The sequence below is a fragment of the Litchfieldella anticariensis FP35 = DSM 16096 genome, from assembly GCF_000409775.1.
In the GTDB taxonomy this organism is placed as follows: Bacteria; Pseudomonadota; Gammaproteobacteria; order Pseudomonadales; family Halomonadaceae; genus Litchfieldella; species Litchfieldella anticariensis.
Window position 1 is genome coordinate 83,039 of the sequence record NZ_KE332377.1, and the last position, 14,699, is coordinate 97,737.

The following is a 14,699-nucleotide window of genomic DNA, read 5'->3' on the forward strand; positions in this document are numbered from 1 at the left end:
GTCAAGGCTTGTGGCACTTCTTGGTCGAACGAAAGCATGGGTGACGACTCATTCCACCACGCGCGGGACCAAGTAGAGACCATCTGCGACAGCCGGCGCACAACGCTGGAAGTGATCGCGTTGGTCGGTTTCGGTGACTTCGTCGGCGCGCAGGCGTTGGGTGCTGTCCAGAGGGTGGGCCAGCGGGGCGACCCCCTTAGTATCGACGGCCTGCAACTGATCGGCCATCGCGAGAATGCGTCCCAGGTCGTCGACATAGTGTGAAGCCTCGTCGTCTCCTAGGGCGATTCGGGCGAGATGCGCTGCCCGCTGTACGTCCGCATGTTCAAGCGACATGGCAGTGATTCCTCAAGCGTTGTTCGCGTCATGGACCGCCGCACTTGGCCACGATCCCATAAATAACCGAAAAAGGTATCATATATTGGCGTTTCTGGCAGGCACTCTTGCTTGCCGCTTACCACGGGCGATGATACCGTTTGCATCCGCACAGGGTTCCGGTCTGGACAGGTGAAAAACTTCCATGTTTAAACGTTTGAGGGGGTTGTTTTCCAGCGATCTGTCGATCGATCTGGGGACAGCCAATACACTGATTTATGTTCGCGGTCGTGGCATCGTCCTCGACGAGCCTTCGGTCGTGGCGATTCGCCAATCAGGCAACATGCGCAGCGTGGCTGCCGTGGGGGTCGATGCCAAGCGCATGTTGGGCCGCACCCCAGGCAACATCACCGCCATTCGCCCGATGAAGGACGGTGTGATTGCCGACTTCACCGTGACGGAGCAGATGCTCCAGCACTTCATTCGCAAAGTGCACCAAAGCACCTTTCTGACGCCGAGCCCGCGCGTGCTGGTCTGCGTGCCCTGCATGTCGACCCAGGTCGAACGGCGTGCCATCAAGGAGTCCGCCGAAGGAGCCGGTGCTCGGGAAGTCTTCCTTATCGAAGAGCCCATGGCTGCCGCCATCGGTGCCGGGCTGCCGGTCGAAGAGGCGCAGGGTTCGATGGTCGTGGATATCGGTGGCGGGACCAGTGAGATCGCCATCATCTCGCTCAACGGCGTGGTCTATTCCGAGTCGATTCGTGTCGGTGGTGACCGTTTCGATGAGGCGATTACCGCTTACGTGCGTCGCCACTATGGCAGTTTGATCGGTGAAGCTACTGCCGAGCGTATCAAGGAAGAGATCGGCTGTGCCTACCCCGGTGGCGAACTTCGCGAGATTGACGTGCGCGGCCGTAACCTGGCCGAAGGGATTCCGCGCAGCTTCACCCTCAATTCACACGAAATCCTCGATGCACTGCAGGAAACCCTCGCTTCCATCGTCGCGGCGGTGAAGAGTGCTCTCGAGCAGTCGCCGCCGGAATTGGCCTCCGATATCGCCGAACGGGGCTTGGTACTCACTGGTGGGGGCGCTCTGCTGCGTGACCTCGACAAGCTGATTGCCGAAGAGACCGGATTGCCGGTAATCGTTGCCGAGGATCCGTTGACCTGTGTGGCGCGCGGCGGTGGCAAGGCTCTCGAGATGATCGACCAGCATACCTTCGAACTGCTGTCCAGCGACTAACGTATCGTTTGGCTGTCTTCGGGGGGGACGCCTATCAAACCGCTGTTCTCGCACGGACCGGTGCCCGGCTATCGCATGCTGCTGTGTGCGATAGCCGCCTTTGCCTTGATGTTCGCTGAAGATCGATTTTCGCGCATGGAAGACCTGCGGGCCCAGTTGTCCACGGTGGTAGCGCCTATTCAGTGGGCCGTCAGTGTTCCTAGTGATGTGTTGACCTGGACTTCGTTGGCGTTGTCCGAGCAGCGCGAACTGGTGGAAGAGAATCGTCTCCTGCGCGAACAGTTGTTGATGTTGTCGCATCGTGTTCAGCGCATGGCTAGCCTGACCGCCGAGAATGTACGCCTGCGTGAGCTGCTGCATGCCGCGCGTCGGGACGATGTCCCCTATATCACCGCGGAACTGTTGTCGCTGGATTCCGACCCTTTCACCTATCAGATGGTGGTCGATCGGGGTCGTCGCGACGGCGTCTATGTCGGCCAGCCGGTGATGGATGCCTCGGGACTGGTAGGGCAGGTGATCGCCGTGTCGGCCTATTCCAGTCGGATTCTGATGCTGGCCGATGCCAGCCATGCGTTGCCGGTGCAGGTCAATCGCAATGGGCTGCGCTTCATCGTTCAAGGAACCGGACATTATGAGGCCCTCGATGTCCTGCATGTGCCGGATACTGCAGATATTCGTGCCGGTGATTTATTGACGACCTCGGGGCTTGCGGGGCGCTTCCCGATCGGTTATCCGGTGGCCAGAGTCGTCGAAGTCGAGCACGACCCCGGTCAGCCATTCGCTCGCGTGACCGCACGACCGGTAGCGCAGCTAGAACGTTCGCGCCATTTCCTGCTGCTGTTTCCACCACCTCCGCCGGCGTCCAGTGATGAATTGTCCTTATGGGACGGGTCCTTTTCGGTCGATGAGCCGCCACAGCTCAAGGGGGAGCCATAATGGCAAAGGTCGGCCCGCAAGGCATGTTGCTGGTCTGGGTAAGCCTGTTGTTGGCGCTCTGTCTGCAGGTGATGCCGCTGGCCGATGTATGGCTGATGTGGCGTCCCGACTGGTTGGGTCTGATGTTGATCTACTGGTGTGTGTCAGCACCGCAACGGGTAGGCGTGATGCACGGCTTCGTGTTGGGGCTGCTGCTGGACCTGATCGAGGGCTCCCCGTTGGGGCAGAATGCTCTGACGCTGTCACTGCTAGCCTTCCTGTGCGCTTTGGTTTATCAGCGTCTGCGTGCCTATTCGCTGGTGCAGCAGGCAGTGCTGGTCTTCGTGCTGCTGGGATTGGTGCAACTGGTTGAGCAGTGGCTGCAGACGATATTCGGACCATTCTCCATCCATTTGGCTTTTTTGCTGCCATCACTGATCGGTGCCGTGCTCTGGCCATGGTTGTTCACTATGCTGCAGGCCTTGCGCCGGCGCTTGTCCGTCATCTGAAACGCAGTTGCTGGAAGGAAACGAGATGACCATAACCGCCAAGCTCTGCCTGGCTTCCGCCTCGCCCCGGCGTCTGGAATTGCTGTCATCCATTGGTGTCGTCGTCGAAACTCGGCCTGTGGATATCGATGAGTCGCTGCGCCATGGTGAAACCCCTTCCGAATATGTTGCGCGACTCGCACGGGGTAAAGCGTTGGCCGGTGCTTGCCTGTCGACATTGCCGGTGCTCGGTGCGGATACCGTGGTAGTGCATCAAGGGCGTGTCCTAGGCAAACCTCAAAACCGGGAGCATGCACGTGAGATGCTCACGGCACTTTCCGGCACCTCTCATGAGGTGCTGACCGCTGTGGCCTTGAGTGGCCCGGTAGGTCTATTGGAGCGCTGCGTTACCACCCGCGTTTGCATGCGTGAAATCCAGGAACGAGAAATTGCCGCCTACTGGGCCACCGGCGAGCCGGAGGACAAGGCCGGAGGATATGCCATTCAGGGTTTGGCGGCTATTTTTGTCGAACGGATCGAAGGCAGTCATTCGGCAGTGGTTGGCTTGCCGCTGTTCGAGACCGCCGAGTTGCTGCAACGTCAGGGCGTGCCGCTATGGACGGCTATGTCATAATGCCGGCATGAACTTTCAATAAGGAATCCCGCATGAGCGGTGAAGTCTTGATTAATCTGACGCCAATGGAGACCCGGGTGGCCGTGGTCGAGAATGGCGTTCTCCAGGAAGCTTTCATTGAACGAAGCCGGCGTCGAGGCATCGTCGGCAACATCTACAAAGGAAAGGTGGTGCGGGTTTTGCCGGGCATGCAAGCCGCCTTTATCGATATCGGTCTAGAACGAGCCGCCTTCATTCACGCTCATGAGGTCATGGCACCCAACACGCCGGCCGATGAGCAGGTATCGATCAGTCAACTTCTTAGCGAAGGGCAATCTCTGGTGGTGCAGGTCACCAAGGATCCCATAGGTTCCAAGGGTGCGCGCTTGACCACCCATCTTTCGGTACCGTCGCGTTTTCTGGTTTACATGCCCGATTCGCCGCATAACGGGGTTTCACAACGCATCGAGGATGAGCTCGAGCGCGAGCGGCTGCGCGAGCTGGTCGAGGCCTGCCACGCTGAGCAGGAGCTCGAAGTCACTGGTGGTTTCATCATCCGTACCGCTGCCGAAGGGGTGAGCAAGGATGAGTTGTTTGCCGATATGCACTTCCTGTTGCGGTTATGGCGGAGGGTCAGCGAGCGTAAGGTCACGGCAGCGGCCGGTACCGTGATTTACGATGACTTGCCGCTGTTCATTCGTACTTTGCGTGATGTCATGCGTGACGATATCGAGAAAGTGCGCATCGATTCCCGTGAGAATTACCTCAAATTGGTCGAGTTCGCCCATGAGTTCATGCCCGGTAGCGAGGCGAAGATCGAGTATTATCCTGGCGAACGACCGATCTTCGACCTGTTCAGTGTCGAGGACGAGATCCAGAAGGCCCTGGGGCGCAAGGTGCAGCTCAAGTCCGGTGGCTATCTGGTAATCGATCCCACCGAGGCCATGACCACCATCGACGTCAATACTGGTGGTTACGTAGGGCATCGCAACCTCGAGGAAACCATTTTCAAGACCAACCTCGAGGCAGCGACTGCCATCGCCCGACAATTACGCCTCCGCAACTTGGGTGGCATCATCATCATCGATTTCATCGACATGGAAGACCCGGAACATCAGCGCCAAGTGTTGCGCATGTTGGAGAAATCGCTGGAGCGCGATCATGCCAAGACCAAATGTACCGGCGTTACCGAGCTGGGCCTGGTGCAGCTCACACGCAAACGTACCCGTGAAAGCCTTGAACAGACGCTGTGCGAGCCTTGTCCAACTTGTGGTGGTCGCGGCACTCTCAAGACGCCGGAAACCGTATGTTATGAGATCTTCCGCGAGATTTTGCGTGAGGAGCGCGCTTACAACGCGGAAACCTACATGGTATTGGCGTCTCAAGCGGTAGTTGATCGTTTACTCGACGAGGAATCGTCGGCAGTGGCCGATCTGGAAACTTTCATTGGCAAGACCATCCGCTTTCAGGTCGAGACACACTATTCTCAGGAGCAGTACGACATCGTACTGATGTAAAGGATGTCTCCATTTCGCCTCTTGCTGCGCTGGGCCATGACATTGCTGGCCATTGGCCTGACCGGGGTGGCAGTGCTGCTTTTGGCGCTGCGTCTGGTGGCCAGCCAAGTCGATGAGGTGCGTCCACGCCTGGAGGCGCTGCTGTCGTCTCGTTTCAATGCCAATGTCAGCATGGTCGAGTTGGGGGCGAGCTGGCACGGTCTGGATCCAGCCGTCGCCGTCAATGAACTGACCGTGGTATCAAGAGCGAAAGGCAGGCCGTTGCCACTGCTCGAAGTGGCAGGCGCTCGGATGCGGCTGGATAGTTCAGGGTCGTTGCGTAATGGTTTGCCGGTGGTGGAGGATGCCCGTATCCAAGGGGTCACCATTCACCTCTACCAGACTCCTGAACGCACTTGGCATTGGCCGGATCCCGCTGAACTGCCACCGGAACTGCAACCCGATGCCAAATTCGATCTCGAGCGACTCGATTTCTGGGTCGGGCTCTTGCTGCGTCAGCGTGTCGAGGTCGAGGATTTACGCTTGGTATTGCATGGCCAGGAACGCCAGGTGACTCTCGAGGCGCCCAGCCTATTGATGACCGGTGATCGCCAGCGTGCTCATCTGGAAGGCTTGCTGTATGTCGAAGGGGAGCGGGATGTCTCGCTGGAGGCGGCCTTGGAGGTTCTACCTGGTCGTGCTGGGCTCAGTGATTTCAATGCAGCCCTGCAGGCGCGCATGAATATCGACAGTCTGGTTCGTCTGGCTGAGGTGCTGAGCCGCAACGATCCAGTGCGTCTCGATCGTGTCTCTGGTGAAGCGGTATTGTGGGGGCGTTGGCATGAAGGAGCGCTGGCTGATGCCCGTCTCGACCTGAATATTCCTGAACTCACCATGAGCCACGACGACCAGACTCGGCTTGCCCTCGAGAATATTCATGCTCGTGGCCAATGGTTGCGTGATGATGGAGGATGGCAAGGCTGGTTGAGCCTATTGGGTGACGAGCCGTTGCTCGAAGCCTCTGCCGATGGACCCTCCTCGGTATCCTCAGGCTTCGCCGTTCCGCGTCATTGGCAGATGGCGGGCGATGCAACGGGCTGGCAGCTCAAGAGCAGTGCCTTCCAACTGGATGCTCTGGCGGCTTGGCGGAGTCATCTCCCGTTGCCCGATAAACTCTCACGCTTGCTCGATACCTTGGATCCGCGTGGTGAGGTAGCGGGGCTTGCTCTGGAGCATCGCAATGGGCATTGGAAGTCAAGAGCAGCTCTACAGGAGGCTGCTGTCTCACCTTGGGAGAACGTTCCTGGAGGGGGCCCCGTGGATGCCTGGGTCGAGACCGACGATCTGGATGGTCGGATTCGTTTCGTGGGTGTGCAAGATACCCAGCTGCACTTCCCTGAGCTGTTCAATGGTCCCATGGAGTTGGCGTCTGCACAGGGAGAGGTTACCTGGTCCTACGATGGTGAACGAGCCACGATCAAGGGGCATGCACTGGAAGCCAACTGGCGTGAGGCAACGGTGCAAGGCAGCTTCGATCTTGAAACTGGTGGTGGGCGGCCCGGCGAATTGGGACTGGAGCTAGCTTTCCAGAATGTGAATGCGCTCGACACGCCACTGGTCGATTGGCTACCGGTCGGTGTCTTGGGCGATGAACTCAACGAGTGGCTGGCCCAAGGAGTGGCCGGCCGGGTTCCGGAAGGGCGACTCAGTCTTCGTCAGCCTCTCTACGATGGGATCCAACCTGAGGATGTATCCCTCGACCTCGATCTGCGAGTCGAGGATGGGCATCTACCGTTCGCCCCGCAGTGGCCGGCGTTGGAAAACGTGGCTGGGCGCTTGAGGCTCAACGATCTGGATTTGGAAGCTCAGGTTGACCAGGCCGAAAGCCGAGGTCTATGGGCACAAGATGGCCATGTCAGCCTGGTTGATGAAAAGCTGGAAGTAAACGGCAATGTGGGGGGGAGTGCCGACGATCTACTGGCTTATGTCTCGGCGCTGCCTTTTGTCGATCTGCAGGCTCGGAACTGGGAGAGTCGTGGCGATCTGCGTGGTACCTTGGCGTTGTCCATGCCATTGGCAACTCCCGATGCCTTGACTCTCGATCTCGATACTGAGGTCGATGTTCCTTATCTTCGCCTCGTTCCCATGAACCTTCCCATTCATGACATCAATGGCGAACTTGGCTACCGGCATCGCGATGGCCAAGGTGGGCTGACAGGAACATTGGGAGGGCGTGTTTTTGAAGGGCCAGTGCTGGCCCGTTTCGCCCCCGGCGAACAACGAGTGAGCTTCGAAGGCCGTGCTCTGGCCAATGGGGTGCTCGAATGGGCAGGCCAGGGGAAGCTGGATGCCTTGCTGACAGGGCACTTTCCTTATTCCGCACAGTTGTCATTGGGGGGCGGTAACCAGAGGCTGCATCTCGACAGCGACCTGGCCGGGCTAGCGATCAACCTCCCGCCACCTTTCGGCAAGTCATTGCCAGAGCAGACCCCGTTATCGATCGATGCCGACCTCACTGATGGTTCGGTACAGGCGACTCTGGCCGAGCGCATGCAATTACGCTGGCGTACATGGGGACAGGGCGGTCAGGGCCAGATATGGCTGGAAACGTGGCCAGAAACACCGGTATGGCCGGACGCCGGAGGTTGGGAAGTGAACTGGCATACTCCTCGGCTGGACCCCCGAGGCTGGGTCTCGTCGCTTTCGGAAATGGAGCTGGGAGAGTTCGATGCCTCCGGTCAGACGGTTCCGGATACGCTGCGCGCCCTACGCCTGCGAACCGAGTGTCTCTACATCCGTCAACGTTGTGTGGGGACGTTCTTTGCCAGCGCATATCCACAGAATGGAGCAAGCCATGGTTGGCGCCTGGACTTGGCTGGTAGTCTGCTGGAAGGACATGTCGATTATCGTCCAGCGAGAACTGATCAAGGACAGGGGTTCGTGGGCTCAGTCGGTGTCGGACCGGTGGATGTGACGTTATCGCGCCTGAACCTTGATGCTTTGCTGCCCGAGCCGGCGGAAGCGGCGAACCTCCTGGATGAGATTGACGTGGCACCGACGCCGGAAGTTTTCCCTGAATGGCTGTCCGGCCTACCTGCCGGGCGACTGAGGGTCGGTACGTTGGAGCGTCAGGGACGGCATTTTGGGCCTCTTACCGCCATGTGGCGGGCATCTCCCGAGCAACTGGTGGTGGCACCATTGGGACTGACGATTGGCGAGGTATCGGCGCGGGGAGAGTTGGTCTGGGAAGCGGCAGGGGCGGGAGCCAGCCTGACGCGCGCGCGCCTGGCGCTGGATGGCCGGGATCTGGGGACAGCGCTTGAGCGTCTGGCGCAACCGATCTCGATTCGCAATACCTTTACCGCCGTCGACTCACAGCTCGCTTGGCCTGGCGCGCCATGGCAGTTCGCCTTGCAGCGCTCGCGTGGTAGCCTGGATATCGAGTTGCACAATGGGCGCTTTCGCTATATCGATTCCCCCTCGGCCAAGCTGATCGGCTTACTCAATTTCGATAACCTGTTACGGCGCTTGCGACTGGATTTTTCGGATGTGACTCGTCAAGGTACGGCTTTTGACAGTGTCAATGGCAGCGCGACCCTGTATGGTGGAATTCTGGAAACTCAAGGGCCGGTAGAGATACAGGGACCGGCCACGTCCTTTACCCTCAATGGCCAAGTCGATCTGGCGCGACGTGAACTCGATCAGCATCTCGCGGTCACGGTACCATTGAGCCAGAATCTGCCATTGGCAGCGGTGGTGGCCGGGGCGCCGGTGGTTGGAGGCGCTTTATTCATCGCCCACCGTCTATTCGGTGGGGTGATCGACGAGGCTACGCGAATTCACTACCGCGTGCGGGGGCCTTGGACCTCGCCGCAGATTGCTCTGGAAGGTGCCGAATGAACCAACAGACCGCAGAAATCACCGTTCATGATGCCTTGGACTATGCCGTGGCCACGCTTCTTGCACCCGGTGGGTTGAACTTGTCGTCATTGGATACTGGTCTAGGCCATGCATTGGGGCCCGGAGTGGATTTTGCCGACCTCTATTTCCAGCGCAGTTGGCACGAGAGTTGGGTGCTGGAAGATGGTGAAGTCAAGGATGCCAGCTATGACATCGATGGTGGCGTTGGTGTACGAGCCATGGCTGGCGAGAAAACCGGTTTCGCCTATTCCAATCAGATTACCGCAGAGGCCTTGGCCGAAACTGGGCGGACTGCATCGGGAATCGCCCGTCATGGTGACCGACTGTCTGTCGCGCCTGGCGTCGTGAACCAGGCCAAGGAACGTTATGTTGGCCGTGATCCGATCTCTGGGCTTTCGGCCGAGGAAAAGATCGCCATGCTCAAGGAGGCTGATCGGGTAGCACGAGCCCAGGATCCGGCTGTCCGTCAGGTCAGCGCCTCGTTGACGGGTCTCTACGAAGTGGTACTGGTACGTGCCAGCGACGGCACTCTGGCGGCGGATGTGCGTCCTCTAGTGCGTCTCAATGTCAGTGTGATCGCTGTGCGTGACGGTCGGCGCGAGCGTGGCAGTGCCGGTGGCGGTGGGCGCTACGCCATGTTGCGATTGCGCGACGAAGGAGTGGCCGAACGCTATGCTCGCGAGGCAGTGCGTCAGGCTCTGGTCAACCTGGAGGCTGTGGATGCACCGGCTGGTCAGATGCCGGTCGTTCTAGGGGCTGGTTGGCCAGGAATCCTGTTGCACGAAGCGGTAGGACACGGGCTGGAAGGTGATTTCAACCGCAAGGGCAGTTCCGCTTTCGCCGGACGCATGGGCGAGCGCGTAGCAGCGAAAGGGGTGACGGTGGTCGATGATGCTACCTTGGTGGATCGCCGCGGTTCGATGAGTATCGATGACGAAGGAACGCCCGGCGCTTATACGCCTTTGATCGAGGACGGCATCCTCACTGGCTACATGCAGGACAAACTCAACGCACGCCTGATGGGCATGACACCCACTGGCAATGCTCGGCGTGAATCCTACGCTCACATGCCGATGCCGCGCATGACCAATACCTACATGCTTGCCGGTCAGGATGATCCTGCCGATATCATCAAGAGCGTGAAGCGTGGTCTGTACGCGGTCAGCTTTGGAGGTGGTCAGGTAGACATCACCTCGGGCAAGTTCGTGTTTTCGGCCAGTGAGGCCTATATGATCGAGGATGGACGCATCACCGCTCCGGTCAAAGGGGCGACGTTGATCGGTAATGGCCCCGAGGCGATGAGTCGGGTGTCGATGATCGGCCACGACCTGGAACTGGACACCGGCATTGGCGTCTGCGGCAAGGAGGGGCAGGGCGTTCCGGTGGGTGTCGGCCAGCCGACACTCAAGCTGGACGAGTTGACCGTTGGCGGTACGCAATCCTGAAGAAGGAAGAAGGAAGAAGGAAGAAGGAAGAAGGAAGAAGGAAGAAGGAAGAAGAGGAGAAATTCTTATTTCTTCAGTCTTGAAGCGACGTCTTCCGTCTTCCAGGTGCGAAGCACCGATCTTTACAGGCCGGCAGTATCGCGGATCAGCTTGAACAGTTTGCGTGCGTTGGCCGGCGGTTTACCGCGTTCGCGTTCACTCTTGGCGTTTCGGGTCAACTGGCGTAGTGCTTGGCGGTCGACATCAGGATAGTCGGTGATGAAGGCTTCGACGGCATCGTCACCTTCATCGATCAAGCGGTCGCGCCATTTCTCCAGGCGGTGAAAAGCATGGTCGCGGCGGAGTTTCTCCTGCTCGAATTCCTCGAAGACGGCTTGAATGGCTGCGGTGTCTTCTCGACGCATCAGCTTGCCAACATACTGCATGTGCCGTCGCCGGCCTTCGTGGGAGCGAATGCGGCCAGTTTCTTCGACAGCGAAGCGCATATCGTCGGAAAGCGGGAGTCGGGAACGCTCGGCTTCGGGAAGGGCGATGATCTTTTCACCTAGCGCCTGCAGGGCTTGCATTTCCCGTTTGCGTTGGGTTTTGCTCGGTCGATCTTCGCGGTCGTCGGGTGTATCGAGAGACATGCCATTACCATTGGCTTGGGAGTGTGAGGCGAGTATACCAGCCTACCCAGATGCCATGAGATAACCATTGAGACAGATTACCCTGGCAAGGAGACTATCATGACACAGGCATTCGATGCCGCTAGCCAGCAAGCGTTGCTGGAGACTCGCGTGCAGGCTGCACTGGAGCAAGCCAAGCAATTGGGAGCCGATGCTTGCGAGGTGGGTGCCAGTGTCGATCAAGGCATCGGGATCAGTGTGCGTCTTGGCGAGGTGGAGAGCGTTGAGCTGTCCCGTGACCAAGGAATAGCTGTGACGGTTTACGTCGGCCAGCGCAAGGGTACGGTATCATCTTCGGACGCTGGGGAAGCTTCGGTGCGTGCGGCGGTGGAGCAGGCCTTGGCGATCGCTCGTCATACTGGTGAAGACCCTGCTGCGGGGCTGGCGTCCGCCGATTTGATGGCACGCGAGATTCCCGACCTGGACGTTCATCACCCCTGGCAGCTTTCCACCGATGAAGCCATCGAGCTGGCACTGGCCTGTGAAGATGCCGGCCGCCGCATGGAGGGTATCAGCAACTCCGATGGTGCCAGCCTATCCAGTGGTGAGGGAGTGCGTGTGTATGGCAACAGCCATGGCTTTCTTGGCAGTCAACGAGGCAGTCGTCATTCTCTGTCATGCATGCTGATCGCAGAGGATGCTTCGGGCATGCAACGCGACTATGACTATTCGAGCGAACGTGATCCCCAACGACTTGCACTTGCCGAAGATATCGGCGTTTCGGCGGCTGAGCGTACCTTGCGTCGTCTTGGGGCGCGGCGTCCGATCACTGGCCGCTTCCCGGTGATGTTCGACCCTGCTCTCGCTGGTGGGCTAATTGGGCATCTGATGAGTGCCATTGCTGGCGGTTCGCTTTATCGCCAGGCCTCCTTTCTATGCGACCGTCTTGGTGAGCCGCTTTTCCCCGAATGGTTCTCGTTAGGAGAAAAACCGCTGGAGCGTGGAGCCATGGCCAGTGCGCCCTTCGATAACGATGGTGTCTATACCCGTGACAATGTATTCATCGACCAAGGGCGGTTGGCCAGTTATATGCTGTCGGCCTATAGCGCCCGGCGTCTAGGAATGGAAACCACCGGCAACGCTGGCGGTGCGCGTAACATTCGCCTGCAGGTTCCCTTGAGTTCGCGCCAGGACCTACTGGGGAAAATGGAGCGTGGTGTGTTGGTCACCGAACTGATGGGGCAAGGTGTCAACGGCGTGACGGGTGACTATTCTCGTGGGGCGGCAGGTTTCTGGGTGGAGAACGGTCAAATCCAGTATCCGGTAGAAGAGTTCACCATCGCCGGCAGCTTGCAGGCAATGTTCGCGGGACTGGTAGGGATTGGTGACGATGTCGACACCCGCGGTAGCGTACATTCCGGAAGCTGGTTGATCGACGAAATGACCGTAGCCGGCTCATGATCCCCTACGGGGAGCTATAAGCTTTAAGCTGTAAGAAAAAAACTTGCCTCGGGCTTGCTGAGTGGCAGTGTTACGACTTACGGCTCGTCGTCAAACCTCTTCATCGAAGCGTGTCTCGACGAGTGCTTCCAACGCGTCGAGGACCGCTTCGGCATCCTCTCCCTCAGCATTGACTGTCAATACACTGCCGCAAGGGGCGGCCAGCATCAGTAAGGACATGATGTTGGCTGCATCGGCGTCACGCCCTTTATGGGACACAGTGACACAGGCCTGATACGGCTGGCAGCACTGCACCAGACGTGTAGCCGCCCGCGCATGCAGGCCTCGCTTGTTGATCAAGGTCAGCTCGCGGCTCGGCATGTGTCAGGAAGCCTCGTGATGCGGGGGCTCGGAAGGTGATGGTGCGATGGCGGTATGAATACCCAGTTCGCGGTGACGTAGCCTGACGCCCGGATAATCAGTGGCGAAATGGTTTGCCAGGCGTTCGGCAAGATAGACCGAGCGGTGTTGTCCCCCCGTGCAACCGATGGCCACGGTTACATAGCTGCGATGACTGGCTTGGTAGGCGGGTAGCCATCGTGTGAGCCAAGTGGTGATGTCCCGGGCCATGTCATTGACGTCCGAGTAGTCCTCGAGAAATTCGACGATCTCGGCATCGCGTCCGGTGAATGGGCGTAGTCGAGGATCCCAATAGGGATTGGGTAGGCACCGGGCATCGAAGACGGTATCGGCATCCAGGGGGACGCCGCGTTTATAGCCGAAGGATTCGAAGGTCAAGGTCAGGTGCTTGCCGGTATGCTGAGCGACCTGTTCGGCAATTCGAGCGCGCAAATCATGGACCGACAAGCGTGAAGTGTCGATGACCAGGTCCGCCAGATCGCGAATTTCCGCCAGGGCCTCTTCTTCGGAATCGATGGCTTCGGCCAGGGTCATATCGCTGTCACGGGTTAAAGGATGTCGGCGTCGGGTCGCTGAATAGCGTTCGAGTAGAATCTTGGGCTCGGTGGTCAGGTAGACGACCTGGCAATCGACCCCCTTGCGGTTTACCGTTTCCAGCTGCGAGGGGAAGCGGCGAAGGGCGCCGGGCAAGTTGCGGGCATCGATGCTTACGGCAACCGACGAACGCTGTGCCTCGCCTCCTTGAAGCTCGTCTACCAGTGAATCCAGTAATACGGCAGGCAGGTTGTCGATGGCATAGAAGCCAAGGTCTTCAAGGGCCTGCAAGGCAATGGACTTTCCCGAGCCGGAGCGGCCGCTGATGATCACGAGCTGCATGGTCGCCTCCTGTAGGCCGAGTGAAAACGTGTCAACCGGTCACTGCTCGCCGACTTTCCGCTCGGAAGTGTGCAGCACTTGAGTTACCGAATTGTGCCACGCTCAGGTAGCGTCATCGTCCTGTCGGCGAATGGCCTCGAGCAGGATATCGTATAGTTGGCGCTGGCTTTCACTCTTGCGCAGGCGTTGCCGGGTATCGCCATCATTCATCACGCTGGCGACCTGCCCAAGCAGTGCCAGGTGTGTATCGTCGGCTTCCTCGGGAACCAGCAGCACGAATATCAGATCCACCGGTTCGCCATCGACGGCGTCGAAGTCCACTGGATCGGCAAGTTTGATAAAGCCGGCCAGTGGCGCCTTGCAGTGAGAGTCGCGGGCATGGGGAATGGCCACACCATTGCCGATTCCCGTACTCCCCAGGCGTTCACGGCCAATCAGTCGGCTGAAGACTTCCTGACTGTCGAGGCTTGGCGTGTTCTGGGCGATGAAGGTGCTGAAGAATTCCAGCACCCGTTTCTTGCTCCCCCCGGGCACATCGAACAGGGTGCGCTCGGGGGGCAGAATGGCTTCCAGATTCATGGGCAGGTTAGCGGACACCGGCGCCCTGAGCGCGAGCCTGTGCCTTTTCCTTGTGTTTGACTAGCTGCCGATCAAGCTTGTCGGCAAGAGCATCGATAGCGGCATACATATCACCATCCAGCGCGTCGGCATGCAGATCCGCACCGGCGGCGTGCAGCGTGCAAGCGGCTTGTTGGCGTTCTTTCTCGACCGAAAGAGTGATTTGGACATTGGTAATGTTGTCGTAATGACGTTCCAATCGTGTGAGCTTCTCGTTGACGTAATCGCGCAGTGGATCGGTCAGTTCGACGTGATGGCCGGTGATGTTGACTTGCATGGCACGCTCCTGTTCCTTGCGGAT

General features: G+C 58.9%; 14 protein-coding genes. 8 read left to right on the forward strand and 6 right to left on the reverse strand.

All coding sequences use genetic code 11. The features are described from left to right. Positions 1 to 48: 48 nt before the first annotated feature. Positions 49 to 336: an Asp-tRNA(Asn)/Glu-tRNA(Gln) amidotransferase subunit GatC gene (gatC, locus tag L861_RS00350; RefSeq protein ID WP_016414531.1), complete on the reverse strand. Its 288-nt coding sequence runs from the start codon at positions 334 to 336 to the stop codon at positions 49 to 51. Positions 337 to 520: 184 nt separating this feature from the next. On the opposite strand from gatC, the gene L861_RS00355 reads away from it, so the two are divergent. From L861_RS00355 to tldD, 7 genes are read left to right on the forward strand one after another with little or no spacing between them, the layout of a single operon-like run. Continuing rightward, positions 521 to 1,558 (forward strand): rod shape-determining protein, encoded by a 1,038-nt coding sequence (locus L861_RS00355; RefSeq protein ID WP_016414532.1) that lies wholly within the window; start codon positions 521 to 523, stop codon positions 1,556 to 1,558. 33 nt (positions 1,559 to 1,591) lie between these two features. Next, entirely contained in the window at positions 1,592 to 2,494 is a 903-nt protein-coding gene (gene mreC, locus L861_RS00360) for a rod shape-determining protein MreC (RefSeq protein WP_269078952.1), read from the forward strand. Then, positions 2,494 to 2,982 (forward strand): rod shape-determining protein MreD, encoded by a 489-nt coding sequence (gene mreD, locus L861_RS00365; RefSeq protein ID WP_016414534.1) that lies wholly within the window; start codon positions 2,494 to 2,496, stop codon positions 2,980 to 2,982. Before mreC ends, mreD begins: the two co-directional genes overlap by 1 nt. 25 nt (positions 2,983 to 3,007) lie before the next feature. Beyond that, positions 3,008 to 3,595, forward strand: coding sequence for a Maf family protein (locus L861_RS00370; protein WP_016414535.1), 588 nt, complete (start codon positions 3,008 to 3,010; stop codon positions 3,593 to 3,595). A gap of 32 nt (positions 3,596 to 3,627) precedes the next feature. Further along, complete coding sequence (rng, locus tag L861_RS00375; protein WP_016414536.1) at positions 3,628 to 5,091, forward strand: ribonuclease G; 1,464 nt, start codon at positions 3,628 to 3,630, stop codon at positions 5,089 to 5,091. 3 nt (positions 5,092 to 5,094) lie between these two features. Then, positions 5,095 to 8,970, forward strand: coding sequence for a YhdP family phospholipid transporter (locus L861_RS00380; protein WP_016414537.1), 3,876 nt, complete (start codon positions 5,095 to 5,097; stop codon positions 8,968 to 8,970). After that, on the forward strand, positions 8,967 to 10,436 hold the full coding sequence (tldD, locus tag L861_RS00385) for a metalloprotease TldD (RefSeq protein WP_016414538.1): 1,470 nt from the start codon (positions 8,967 to 8,969) through the stop codon (positions 10,434 to 10,436). The genes L861_RS00380 and tldD overlap by 4 nt, the downstream gene beginning before the upstream one ends. Before the next feature lie 122 nt (positions 10,437 to 10,558). Here the strand turns inward: tldD and yjgA are convergent, their stop codons facing one another. Further along, complete coding sequence (yjgA, locus tag L861_RS00390) at positions 10,559 to 11,065, reverse strand: ribosome biogenesis factor YjgA (protein WP_016414539.1); 507 nt, start codon at positions 11,063 to 11,065, stop codon at positions 10,559 to 10,561. A gap of 99 nt (positions 11,066 to 11,164) precedes the next feature. On the opposite strand from yjgA, the gene pmbA reads away from it, so the two are divergent. Next, complete coding sequence (gene pmbA, locus L861_RS00395; protein WP_016414540.1) at positions 11,165 to 12,505, forward strand: metalloprotease PmbA; 1,341 nt, start codon at positions 11,165 to 11,167, stop codon at positions 12,503 to 12,505. A 90-nt stretch (positions 12,506 to 12,595) separates the two neighbouring features. On the opposite strand, the gene L861_RS00400 is transcribed toward pmbA, so the two are convergent. The 4 genes from L861_RS00400 to hpf all read right to left on the reverse strand — a co-directional run bounded on the left by L861_RS00400 (position 12,596) and on the right by hpf (position 14,675). Further along, positions 12,596 to 12,865 (reverse strand): HPr family phosphocarrier protein, encoded by a 270-nt coding sequence (locus tag L861_RS00400; RefSeq protein WP_016414541.1) that lies wholly within the window; start codon positions 12,863 to 12,865, stop codon positions 12,596 to 12,598. A 3-nt stretch (positions 12,866 to 12,868) separates the two neighbouring features. Then, entirely contained in the window at positions 12,869 to 13,780 is a 912-nt protein-coding gene (rapZ, locus tag L861_RS00405) for an RNase adapter RapZ (protein ID WP_016414542.1), read from the reverse strand. 102 nt (positions 13,781 to 13,882) lie between these two features. Next, positions 13,883 to 14,359 carry a PTS IIA-like nitrogen regulatory protein PtsN gene (ptsN, locus tag L861_RS00410; RefSeq protein ID WP_027947705.1) on the reverse strand — a complete coding sequence of 159 codons (477 nt, stop codon included), beginning with the start codon at positions 14,357 to 14,359 and terminating at the stop codon, positions 13,883 to 13,885. Between the two features lie 7 nt (positions 14,360 to 14,366). Continuing rightward, positions 14,367 to 14,675: a ribosome hibernation-promoting factor, HPF/YfiA family gene (hpf, locus tag L861_RS00415; RefSeq protein ID WP_016414544.1), complete on the reverse strand. Its 309-nt coding sequence runs from the start codon at positions 14,673 to 14,675 to the stop codon at positions 14,367 to 14,369. Positions 14,676 to 14,699 lie beyond the last annotated feature (24 nt).

Excerpts from the sequence above, each read along its gene's own strand:
- gatC (WP_016414531.1), bottom strand. The coding sequence starts at position 336 with ATGTCGCTTGAACATGCGGACGTACAGCGGGCAGCGCATCTCGCCCGA.
- L861_RS00355 (WP_016414532.1), top strand. The coding sequence starts at position 521 with ATGTTTAAACGTTTGAGGGGGTTGTTTTCCAGCGATCTGTCGATCGAT.
- mreD (WP_016414534.1), top strand. The coding sequence starts at position 2,494 with ATGGCAAAGGTCGGCCCGCAAGGCATGTTGCTGGTCTGGGTAAGCCTG.
- L861_RS00370 (WP_016414535.1), top strand. The coding sequence starts at position 3,008 with ATGACCATAACCGCCAAGCTCTGCCTGGCTTCCGCCTCGCCCCGGCGT.
- rng (WP_016414536.1), top strand. The coding sequence starts at position 3,628 with ATGAGCGGTGAAGTCTTGATTAATCTGACGCCAATGGAGACCCGGGTG.
- L861_RS00380 (WP_016414537.1), top strand. The coding sequence starts at position 5,095 with ATGTCTCCATTTCGCCTCTTGCTGCGCTGGGCCATGACATTGCTGGCC.
- tldD (WP_016414538.1), top strand. The coding sequence starts at position 8,967 with ATGAACCAACAGACCGCAGAAATCACCGTTCATGATGCCTTGGACTAT.
- yjgA (WP_016414539.1), bottom strand. The coding sequence starts at position 11,065 with ATGTCTCTCGATACACCCGACGACCGCGAAGATCGACCGAGCAAAACC.
- pmbA (WP_016414540.1), top strand. The coding sequence starts at position 11,165 with ATGACACAGGCATTCGATGCCGCTAGCCAGCAAGCGTTGCTGGAGACT.
- L861_RS00400 (WP_016414541.1), bottom strand. The coding sequence starts at position 12,865 with ATGCCGAGCCGCGAGCTGACCTTGATCAACAAGCGAGGCCTGCATGCG.
- rapZ (WP_016414542.1), bottom strand. The coding sequence starts at position 13,780 with ATGCAGCTCGTGATCATCAGCGGCCGCTCCGGCTCGGGAAAGTCCATT.
- ptsN (WP_027947705.1), bottom strand. The coding sequence starts at position 14,359 with ATGAATCTGGAAGCCATTCTGCCCCCCGAGCGCACCCTGTTCGATGTG.
- hpf (WP_016414544.1), bottom strand. The coding sequence starts at position 14,675 with ATGCAAGTCAACATCACCGGCCATCACGTCGAACTGACCGATCCACTG.